Annotated in this window: 4 protein-coding genes and 1 pseudogene; 3 read left to right on the forward strand and 2 right to left on the reverse strand. The window is 46.3% G+C overall.

Annotation, left to right across the window (positions count from 1 at the left end; translation table 11 throughout):
* Positions 1–66 precede the first annotated feature (66 nt).
* Complete coding sequence (locus QUA20_RS30410) at positions 67–3,135, reverse strand: ATP-binding protein (protein ID WP_445304733.1); 3,069 nt, start codon at positions 3,133–3,135, stop codon at positions 67–69.
* Positions 3,136–3,273: 138 nt separating this feature from the next.
* Between QUA20_RS30410 and QUA20_RS30415 the strand changes: the two are divergent.
* A pseudogene (locus QUA20_RS30415) lies at positions 3,274–4,416 on the forward strand (ISAs1 family transposase).
* A gap of 202 nt (positions 4,417–4,618) precedes the next feature.
* Here QUA20_RS30415 and QUA20_RS30420 read toward each other — a convergent pair.
* A complete protein-coding gene (locus tag QUA20_RS30420; protein WP_333193995.1) occupies positions 4,619–4,849 on the reverse strand; it encodes a hypothetical protein in 231 nt (76 codons plus the stop codon).
* 566 nt (positions 4,850–5,415) lie between these two features.
* Here QUA20_RS30420 and QUA20_RS30425 point away from each other — a divergent pair.
* Positions 5,416–9,123: a CHAT domain-containing protein gene (locus tag QUA20_RS30425; protein ID WP_333193997.1), complete on the forward strand. Its 3,708-nt coding sequence runs from the start codon at positions 5,416–5,418 to the stop codon at positions 9,121–9,123.
* A gap of 211 nt (positions 9,124–9,334) precedes the next feature.
* The coding region (locus QUA20_RS30430; RefSeq protein ID WP_333193999.1) for an FG-GAP-like repeat-containing protein at positions 9,335–11,872 on the forward strand (2,538 nt) is incomplete at its 3' end.

Below are 11,872 nucleotides of genomic sequence, written 5' to 3' on the forward strand. Positions count from 1 at the left end.
ACCGAAACATAAACCTATTCATATTCACTCATTTATTTATTATACATCGCTGATGTTATTAAATTTTCATTCCTTAGGAATCATCACCGTTTCATCGTAGGCTCTTCCGATTAAGCAATCCGCCAGAATACGAGCTTCCCTCAAGTTCTTCACCGTCTGCTGCGTCATATCCAACAAACCCTGGGCAGAATATTGCTTCACCTGAGCCAAGGCAGCGCTGTAACTTACTATTTCGGTTTCCCAAGTATCTAGTTCTACCCCAGCGAAGAAATGGGCAGAAAAGTAACCAGCTATGTTGTAGCCAGCGTATAGAAAGTCGCCAGTTTCCATGCCAGCCGTATAGCCATCTTTGCTCGTCGGTATCGTTGCCAAGATAGATTCTTGGCGAGCCTGAATACAGGTTCCAAACATAAGTAGAATCATGGACTTGAATTCGGGCACATTGAACCGATCGAGCAATGAGAGTGCCAATTTACCAAAGCCATAGCCCGTTTCTACATCTCCCGAAATGCCACACCAGACCAGGCCGTGAATCGCATACCCCACCGTCGATGCGGGTGCATTCCCAAATTGGAGCGATAAACTCACCATCGTAGAGCTCAGTAGGGGCAGCAAACCGGGCATTCCCTGGAAAATGGGTGGAAATAACATACCAGACAGTTGCATAGCTGCCTGAGTCTGTGGATTTGTCATCACAGGTAGGTCAACGAGTTCCTCAATCTTTCTGCCGCTTAGTTGGTCCGCAAGGGCTTGTAGCGCTTTGCCAATCAAGGCTTCGTCAGGTGCGGTGGGGAGTGCAACCCCCAATTGCCCGAGTGCATTTCTGCCGACTGCGATCGCCTCCAACATCTTGCCTTGGGCTGTCTGGGCGGCGATTAAAATTTCGTAAATTTTAATTTTGTCTAAAATCGTCTTAGCTTCTTGCAACACCAGTTCTGCCATTTGTTCCATGCCTTCAAGGTCAGCATTCAAATAGGCGGCTTCGGCAGCAGCAATATAGAGATTCAGGGTCAACTCATACTGACTTTGCCAGCAGTTAGCCCTCAAGAGATCGATTCCTGTTTGCAGATAGATATTGGCCGCAGCGTAGGCGGTAGAATTTCTTGCCTTGCGTCCGGCTTCTAAGTTAAGTTGTGCTAAGGCTTCCCGCTCGCTCGGCTGGCTGATTAATTCTTGCCCTAAATTCAAATGCCCGACAATATCAAATAGTTTTTCCTCTCTTTCTATGTCCGAATATTTGTGTAGGAATAACTGTCCAATTTTGAGATGAGTGGCTTGTTTTTGGTTTTCGGGTATTAGGGAATAAGCTGCTTGCTGGACGCGATCGTGCAGGAACGTATAAATTGGATTAGCCACAGGCCCATGAGGGAACTGAGCATCTCTTTGAATTAAATCATAGCCTTCTGCAATCAGTAAAATAAGCCCTTCTTGCAAGGCTTCCCACAGCGCTGATGCGGTTGGTTGGGGTAATTCTTCGTGGACTATTGCCAATGTCTCTAAATCAAACTGCGCCCCAATGCAGGCGGCAAGTTTGAGAACATCCTGAGTTTCTGTGGGCAACTTCTGCAATTGCACCGCCATAAACTCCACCACATCCGAGGCATGGGTAAGTCTAGCTTGAGCAATATCGCACTGCCAATGCCGTAAATTTACGTCAAAAATAATTTGACCGTCTTCATACAAAGCCTTAAGGAATTGAGTCGAGAAAAAGGGATTTCCTTGAGTTTTTTCATAAACCAATTCTGTTAAAGCCCCGGCCAAGGATAAATTACAAATCAGCGTATCTGCCACCAACTGATTCAGATCTCCTTGGCTCAACGGTTGCAGCATAATAGTATTCACCACTGCCCCAGACTTCACAATCTCATCAATCGCCAACATAAACGGATGAGCAGCAGACACTTCATTATCTCGATAAGCACCCAATACTAACAGATGCCCCCTATCCTCCATCAACAGTTGTAATAACTTCAAAGATGCTGAATCCGCCCACTGCAAATCGTCCAAAAATATCACTAAGGGATGTTCTGCTTGGGTAAATACTTGCACAAATTTCTGCATCAGCAGATTGAAGCGATTTTGTGCCGCATTCCCTGACAGTTCTAGTGCAGTCGGTTGATCGCCAATGATGCGTTCTAACTCAGGAATTACCTCAATCAGCACTTGACCGCTCTCGCCTACTGCTGTGAGAATCAGAGTTTTCCATGTTTGTAACTGAGCGTCAGTTTCTGATAATAATTGCCCCATTAATTCCCGAAATGCTTGCACAAATGCACTGAAGGGGATATTGCGCTGAAATTGATCGTATTTGCCTTTGATAAAATAGCCCCGCTGTCTGGCGATCGGCTTGTGGACTTCGTTCACTACTGCGGTTTTACCAATTCCAGACAAGCCAGCGACTAGCATCATTTCGGCGCTACCTGTACTGACTCGTTCAAAGGCAGCTAATAGATTAAAAACTTCAGTTTCCCTGCCGTATAACTTTTCGGGAATTAGGAAACGGTCTGTAATATCCTGCGTTCCTAACGCAAACGTCTCAATGTTATTGGTTTCTTGTAATTGAACCAGACAAGTTTCTAAATCATGCTTTAACCCTAATGCCGTTTGATAGCGATTTTCGGCATTTTTTGCCATTAGCTTGCTGACAAGTTGAGACACAATTAGGGGAATTACCGGCTCAATTTCGTGGGTGGGTACTGGCTGTCTGGCAATATGGCAGTGAACCAATTCTAAAGCGTCCTCTGTCTCAAAAGGCAGTTTTCCTGTGAGTAATTTATAGAAGGTGACGCCGAGGGAGTAAAAGTCAGTGCGGTAATCGAGAGTGCGATTCATCCTGCCAGTTTGTTCAGGCGAGATATAAGCGAGAGTTCCTTCAAGAACGCCGGGGTTTTTCACTATCGGTGTTTCTCGGCTTAGCTGAGTGGAAATGCCAAAGTCGATAATTTTTAATTGTTCCGTTTCCGGGTTGTAAACAATATTCGAGGGGTTAATATCTTTATGGATAATATTGGCTCTGTGTATTTGCCCTAAAGTTTCAGTGGTGGCGATCGCAATTTGCAAAAATTCCTCCAGAGTAAACTTTCGCTGCTGCATCCAAATTGTCAAGGATTCGCCGCCAAAGTCCTCCACAAACATCACGAGGCTGTTTTGATATTTTTGCAAGTCATAGACTCGTACAGGGCGAACGCATCTAAATTTTATGTTTACAGAATATGGTATATTGGATGACAATTATTGAGTATCCAAAAAACATTTAATTAGAGTTTACCCTGCATGAAACTCAAACCTAAAATCACCATTGCCGACCATTTTTCCGACTTAGAAGATCCCAGAATTGAGCGGACGAAACATCATCAATTAATTGACATTATCACCCTCTCACTTTGTGCCGTGATTTGCGGTGCTGATACATGGGTGGATATCGAAAGTTACGGGAGAGCTAAATACGAATGGTTGAAGAAAATTTTAGAATAGCCAAATGGCATACCTTCACATGACACAATTGCACGAGTATTTTCTCGCCTCAAACCGGAGCAATTTCAGAAATGTTTTTTGAGTTGGATTCAATCTATTAGTTGCTTCAATCCCGGAGAAGTAATCGCAATTGATGGCAAAACTCTTCGCCATTCTTACGATCGGGGAGGAGATAAAAAAGCAATTCATATGGTCAGTGCTTGGGCGACCAGTCAAAGATTAGTTTTAGGACAAGTTAAGGTAGATAAAAAATCTAATGAGATCGCAGCTATTCCGGCTTTACTCAAAGTATTAGAATTAAATGGAAGCATTGTCACCATTGATGCTATGGGCTGTCAGAGGTCAATTGTGAAGTCAATTGTCGAACAAGAAGGAGATTATGTAATTACCTTAAAAAAGAACCAACCATCTCTGTATGCCAGAGTAGAAGAGTTGTTTAAACAAGCAATTAGACAAGAATTTTCGGGATTTACACATACAGCTTATTCGACAAATAAAGAAAGTAATCACGGTCGCTCAGAAATCCGACATCACTTAATGTTAAGTGACATCAAAGAGCTGATTGACCCCGACAATCAATGGGAGAAACTTCACAGTATAGGCCTGATAGAATCCGTGAGAATAGTGAAGGGAAAAACAACTATTGAAACTCGTTATTATATTAGTAGTTTATCAAATGATGCTCAAAAACTTGGTGAATCAGTCCGCAGCCATTGGGGAATTGAAAATTCTTTACATTGGGTATTAGATGTGGGTTTTCGTGAAGATGATTGTCGGATTAGAAAAGATAATGCTCCGCAAAACTTTGCTATGATTAGACACATCTCGCTTAATCTTTTGAATCAAGAAAAAACCTCAAAAACCGGAGCAAGAAATAAGCGACTTCGAGCCGGGTGGGATGATGAATATTTGACTAAGATTTTGGCTGTTGCAGTTAACTAAATTCTCACGAATAACTCATTAGTAACTATTATACAACTTGTAAACAGTGGTTGTAATATTTTTATTGTCTCAATAATAGCATTAAGTCAAAACCACCATTAATCAGTTCCTATTTTATCTAAAAAGTCATTAGAAAGCGTGTCTGTAGCTTCTAAAAATGGTGAATTTATCTCAAAATTTACTCACCACTGATGAACAGTGTTCAATAAGATGCGTTCCCCCTGTAGACTCGTACGACTCCCGCCTCTTTTAACTCTTGGGTGATGCGGTATTCGGTGCGGTAGCGCAGCAATTCTTGAGGTGTGGGGTAGCTTTCTTTGAGAAGTTTGAGGATAATCGGCTGGTTATCTGCTTCCCGAATCGCCCGGTAAACTAAAGAGTTGGCGCTTTCATAGAGAAGTGTCACAACGGTAACGCCTGGAATCGAGAGCATATTGATTTTTTTGCTAAAAATTAACGCTAAGTCAAAAGGCACCAGCTTTGTCTAGAGCATAGCGCGTTACAAAAGCAAAAATAAGGTTTGTTAACAAATGTTGAGTTTTTTCGCTAATAGCCTGCAAATACTTTATGGTAGCCCCGATTTCGATCGCCTAGTGGGTAGGATGCCTCAGCAGTCGATCGCACTTTTGCTTTGATTTTCAGCCCACATTACGCAGCCTGGAGTGTGATACAGCATAATTATGCAGAAAACTCTATTTTTAAAATAATAAATTATAGCTTTAAAACGTTTTTTATCAGTCAATGTACGGTATAAAACTATAAATTATAGCTTTATTGCTGACTAAAAATAAGTAAAAACCGATCGTGACAGTTGAGGATGCAGAATGTGGGTTTCAGGTATAGCAACCGCCCTGATGGTGACGACGTTCTTAAGCGCTAAGTCTACGCCGCAGTTGACCGCACTAAGCAGCCAATACCTTAAAGTTATAATTGTCCGATACGTGCTCGGCCAGCCCAAAGCTAATGAAACTTGCCTTCTTTTCTATACAATGTGCAACAATGCTAGCGATCGCAGCCACTATTGTCAGTACAGCGGTGGTACAAGCGCAACCCATTGTTCCTGCACCCAATGACACTGGCACTACTGTCACGCCTAGCGGCGATCGCTTGAATATTACAGGCGGTCAAACTTCGAGAGATGGAGCGAATCTTTTCCACAGTTTTCAACAGTTTGGGCTTAGCGAAGGGCAGATTGCTAATTTTATCTCTAATCCCGCTATTCGCAACATTATGGGTCGGGTAGTAGGCGGCAATCCTTCTATTATTAATGGTTTAATTCAAGTAAGTGGCGGCAATTCCAACCTATTTTTAATAAATCCTTCGGGCATTATCTTTGGTCCTAATGCTAGCTTGAATCTTCCTGCTGCTTTTACAGCTACTACTGCTACTAACATCGGTTTTGATTCCGGTTTGTTCAATGTCGCTGGAGCGAACGATTACAGTACGCTGATAGGAACTCCGAATACTTTTTACTTTAATCTCAGCCAACCGGGAAGTATTATTAATGCAGGTAATTTAGCTGTTTTGCCGGGACAAAGTATAACGTTAATTGGCGGCTCAGTTGTCAGCACTGGTTCCCTCAATGCTCCCCAAGGTAACATTATTGTCGCTGCTGTCCCCGGTGAGAATACTATTCGGCTTAGTCAAGAAGGGCATTTATTAAGTTTAGAAATTGGGGTTGTTGAGGGGGGATTGTTGGCACAGAGTGGGCAATTATCCCTGCCTTTGTCTCTTCCGCAATTGCTTGCGGGCGCAGGTGGGAACTCTGCTACTGGTATCTCGGTTAACGGTGCAGGAGAAGTGGTTTTGACGGCGGGTTTGAGGGTGGAAAGCGGAGATGTGGCGATCGCTAATTCTACTGTTAATAGTCAGAATGCTACACTCTCGGCAGCACGTAATGTCACTTTGGTAGAAAGCCAGCTACTTACTGAGAACAATTTGTATCTGTTGGCAGGAGATACGGTGCGGGTGCGGGATGGAAGTGATCCTTTCAGGGCGATCGCAGGCGGCAATCTTACTATACAAGGTAATCAAAATATTGATATCTTCGCGCTAAATTACCCTAGCCCTGCATTCCAATCCTCCGGGGATATCACATTATTGAGCAATGGCAATGTTTCGGGTGATGCTCACTTCGCTGCGCGTGGTAATTTTTCTATTCTCACATTGTCTGGCGAGCGCGGCAGTTTTGTGAGTTTGTACGACCCGATTATTAGCTCCGAGGGAGATGTGAGATTTGGGGATTATACTGGAACCTCACTTAAGGTAGAAGCAAAAGGCGCGATCGCAGCCGGAGATATTACCATCACTGGGCCAGATACTACTTTGTCAGGTTCCGCCGATCCAGATGCGGCGGTGCTTTCAGGTAGTGCAGCTTTAATTCTGCGATCGGGCGTTTCGACTCTGGCGAATGCTGCCAATCTGCCGCCGAATGTGACCGAAGGGGAGACATTTTTTGCTTCACCGGGTGTTGCTTCGGGCAATAGCATCGGAGTGGGAGCGATTTCGACAGCAGGCGGGCCTGTGATTTTGGAATCAGCAGGGGACATTGCGCTGGATGCGATCGCCACTTCTGGGGGTAATATTACTCTCAAAGCTGCCAGCGACATCGCCGTTACAGGCACTCTTCAGTCTACTGGCGGCAGTATTGACCTCACGGCTGGCAATCTTCTCACAGTCAGCGGCACTTTTACAGATAGTAACGGTGTAAATGCGAGCATTTCCAGCGCTAATAATGGCACGGGTGGCGGCGCGATTACTATTCGCCACGCGGGGAGCACGACTACACCTTTTATTGTCGGCGATGCGACAACGAATGGGACAGCGGGAGCCATTACATCAGGTTCCGAGACAATTTCGCCACAGTTCGCGGTGCCGGTGCCGCCTAGCACTTACACTCAGGGCAATATTGCGATCGTTACTTCCGCGCCATCTCCAACACCGGAACCGACACCAACGCCGGAACCGACACCGCCACCGACACCGACACCGACACCGACACCGGAACCAATACCGGAACCAACACCGGAACCAATACCGGAACCAATACCGGAACCAACACCACAACCAACACCACAACCAACACCACAACCAACACCATCTCCAACCCCACAACCGACACCACCACCAACACCACAGCCAACCCCACAACCGACACCACAACCGACACCACCACCAACACCACAACCAACACCATCTCCAACCCCACAACCGACACCACCACCAACACCATCTCCAACACCATCTCCAACACCACCACCAATACCATCTCCAACACCGCAACCCGCGCCATCTCCAATATCAGAACAAACGACATTACCGGATATCTCAATTACCAATGCGATCGCCCAATCTGGCAACCTGAATAGCATTAATAGAATTGAATCTCTTTTTAACTACAGATCCGATTGGGTAAGCGAAGTTGTTCAAACCGCATCGCCTCTAAGTAGAGTTAGCCTTAGCGATATCACACGACTGATCGATAAACGCGATATCCCTCAAGCTAGTTTCTTTATCGATATTTTCTATAGCGAACAAGTGGGGTCATACGTCAACCAGGAAATCAGGCGGGATTTGCAATCTTTTACGGCCATACAGCAAAGAACTAGAACGATCGCCAACCAAACTGGTAAAAAACCAGCCATTATTTACGCCTTAGCCCGCCCTGAACAATTAGACCTGATCATCGTCCCCCCGACAGGCCTCCCAATTTATAAAAGCATCCCCGCCGCCCGGCGCGAAACTTTGATGCAAGTAGTCGCCAGCTTCAGGTCTGAACTTCTTAATCCCATAAAACTCAATACTCAGAGCTATTTGCCAGCATCCCAACAACTTTACCAGTGGATAATCGCACCCTTAGAAGCTGATTTGAAAGCTCAGGGCATCGATACGCTAGTTTTTAGTATGGATGCGGGGTTGCGATCGTTCCCCTTAGCCGCCCTCCATGACGGTTCTCAATTCCTAGTAGAAAAGTACAGCATCGGACTCCTTCCCAGCGTCAACTTAACCGATACTAATTATGAAAGTGTTAAAAATGCTGAAGTTTTAGCAATGGGAGCCTCGCAATTTACCAATAACCAACCCTTGCCAGCAGTGCCTGCAGAACTTAACGCTATTGCCTCAGAATGGAAAGGCGAATCTTTCCTCAATCAAACCTTTACTCTCAATAATCTTCAATCGCAGCGCAATGACAGACCCTATCGGATTATTCACCTCGCCACTCACGGAGAATTTAAGCCAGGAGCACCGAGCAATTCTTACATTCAGTTATCAGATAGAAGGTTAACACTCGATCGCGTGCGCGAACTAGGGTGGAATCAGCCGCCTAAAGTTGAGCTATTGGTGTTAAGCGCTTGTAAAACTGCTGTGGGTGATGATGACGCTGAATTAGGCTTTGCGGGGCTAGCTGTGCAAGCGGGGGTGAAGTCAGTTTTGGCGAGTCTTTGGTACGTCAGCGATGAAGGTACTTTAGGGTTAATGGCTGAATTTTACCATGAGTTAAAAGTCGCGCCTATTAAAGCCGAAGCCTTACGGCAGGCTCAAATCGCCATGCTCAAAGGTCAAGTTCGCATTGAAAATGGCCGTTTAATTTTGTCTAACTTAAATAAGCAGTTAGAATTGCCACCAGAATTAGCTAAACTAGGTAATCAAAACCTTTACCATCCTTATTATTGGTCGGGCTTTACAATGATTGGAAGTCCTTGGTAAGGTATAAAGGTGATTGCAATTGCTTCTTGAATCGCGACATAAAATTGCTGTGTTATTCGTAATAACATAGTAGTAAGTGCATCAAGACTAGCAATATCATTGCGAACGAAGCGAAGCAATCGCCAGGAATGATGGAATCACTAACATCTGATTGCTAGTGATTCTATAAATGCTATTTGAATGAAAAATCTGAAAAGCTAAAATTAAATAGATGCAAATGATACAGCAAAAGTTGGTTTCAACTCTAGTTTTTATTGACTCAAATGTTGAAGATTACCAGAGTTTAATTAGTGACATTTCCCCAAATGCGGAAGTAATTATCCTAGATGAAACGCGGGATGGGATTGAGCAAATCACCGAAAGGTTAGCAATTGAACAAAATATAGAAGCAATCCACATCATCTCTCACGGCTGTCCAGGTGCAGTACAACTCGGTGCAAACACACTCAACAGCAGCAACATAGAAAGCTTCAGCCCTCAACTCCAACAGTGGCGCAAAGCATTAATTCCCGGTGCCGATATTCTCCTCTACGGGTGTAATGTCGCCGCCGATGTATCGGTGACAACTGACATCGACTACATCCGCCACATCAGCGAGGGGTTAAAACCCCTGTCTGATAGCTTAAGTCGGTTAAAAGCGACTCAAGACAATCTTGACAATTCACTTATTGGGTCATCTGTCGATGACTTTCGCTATCAGACGAGGGTTTTAACCCCCGGCGGGACTGGTGTTAAGCCCACAAAACCAAACCAATTCCTCGAACGCCTGAGTGAATTAACGGGTGCCGACATCGCCGCCTCCGCCAACGGGACCGGTAATGCCGCACTGGGTGGAGACTGGGAACTGGAAGTACAAACAGGCTTGATTGAAACACCAATCCCATTTAACGCCAACACCCTCAAAACTTACAAGGGCGTACTAGGCTTCGCCACCAAAGTTGACTTCCCTACTGGCAGTTACTCCGTCTCCGTCAGCATCGGCGACATCAACGGCGACGCGAAACCAGACTTAGCTGTGGCGAACATCGGCAGCGCCAACGTCTCCATCTTGCTCAACACTACCCCTGCAGGAGCCACCACCCCCACTTTCGCCCCCCTAGCCAACTTCGCTACTGGCACTAGCCCCGTCTCCGTCAGCATCGGTGACATCAACGGCGACGGGAAACCAGACTTAGCTGTGGTGAACCGCAACAGCAACGATGTCTCCATCCTGCTCAACACCGCCGCCACCGGAGCCACGGCTGCCAGTTTCGCCACCCAAGCCGTCTTCACTACTGGCGCTAATCCCCTCTCCGGCAGCCTTGATGATTTTAACGGCGACGGGAAACTAGACTTGGCTTTAGCGAGCACATTCAGCAACGCAGCCTCGGTTCTGCTCAACACCACTGCCACTGGAGCCACCACTGCCAGTTTCGCCCCCCTAGCCAACTTCGGTACTGGCTCTGAGCCATACTCCGTCAGCATCGGCGACTTCAACGGCGACGGGAAACCTGACTTAGCTGTGGCGAACGCGAATAGCAACAGCGCTTCCATCCTGCTCAACACCACCACCACCGGAGCCACGACTGCCAGTTTTGCTCCCCAAGCCGCCTTCGCGACTGGCAGTCGCCCCGCCTCCGTCAGCATGGGCGACATCAACGGCGACGGGAAACCTGACTTAGCTGTGGCGAACGCGAACAGCAACGATGTCTCCATCCTGCTCAACACCACCACTACCGGAGCCACCACTGCCAGTTTTGCTCCCCAAGCCGCCTTAGCAACTGGCACTTTCCCCCCTTCCGTCAGCATCGGCGATATCAACGGCGACGGGAAACCTGACTTAGCTGTGGCGAACACGAATAGCAACAGCGCTTCCATCCTGCTCAACACCACCGCCACAGGAGCCACCACCCCCACCTTCGCCACCCCAGTCCCCTTCCCTACTGGCAATATCCCGTTCTCCGTCAGCATCGATGACATCAACGGCGACGGGAAACCTGACTTAGCTGTGGCGAACCGCAACGACAACAGCGTCTCCATCCTGCTCAACACCACCCCCAAAGTTACTGCTGTCACCGCCACCACCCCTGACGGCAGCTACGGTGTAGATTCTACTATCAATATCACCGTCATCTTCGATGCTGCTGTCAACGTCACCGGCACGCCCCGACTGCAACTCGAAACAGGCACAACCGACCAATTTGCCAACTACGCCTCTGGTAGCGGTACTACAGCCCTCACCTTCAACTATTTAGTGCAACCAGGAGACACCTCTGCCGACTTAGAATACCTCCTCACTAACGCTCTCACCCTCAATGGCGGCACAATTAAAGAAACCGTTGGTACAGCGTTTGACGCATTTTTAACTCTTCCTACCTTAGCCTCAGCGAACTCTCTGGGCGGTAGCAAAGCCATAGTTATTGATGGTATTGCACCCACAGTTGCCTTAACCTCCGCATCAGCAACAACAGTAAATGGTTTATTTAGCGTTACTGCTACCTTTAATGAAAATGTCACCGGGTTTGATAATACTGATATCACCGTCGCCAATGCGAATGTCAGTAACTTTGTCCGACTTGATGCCAAAACCTATACTTTTGATGTCACACCGAATGCTGATGGTAATGTCACAGTTGATGTATTTGGGGCTAAAGCGAATGATACTGCGAGTAATAATAATACCGCTGCAACTCAACTGACTCGTACTGCTGATGTTACACCGCCAACAGTTGCCTTAACATCGGCATCACCGACAACAATAAATGCACCA

Source organism: Microcoleus sp. Pol7_A1, assembly GCF_036701085.1.
In the GTDB taxonomy this organism is placed as follows: Bacteria; Cyanobacteriota; Cyanobacteriia; order Cyanobacteriales; family Microcoleaceae; genus Microcoleus; species Microcoleus asticus.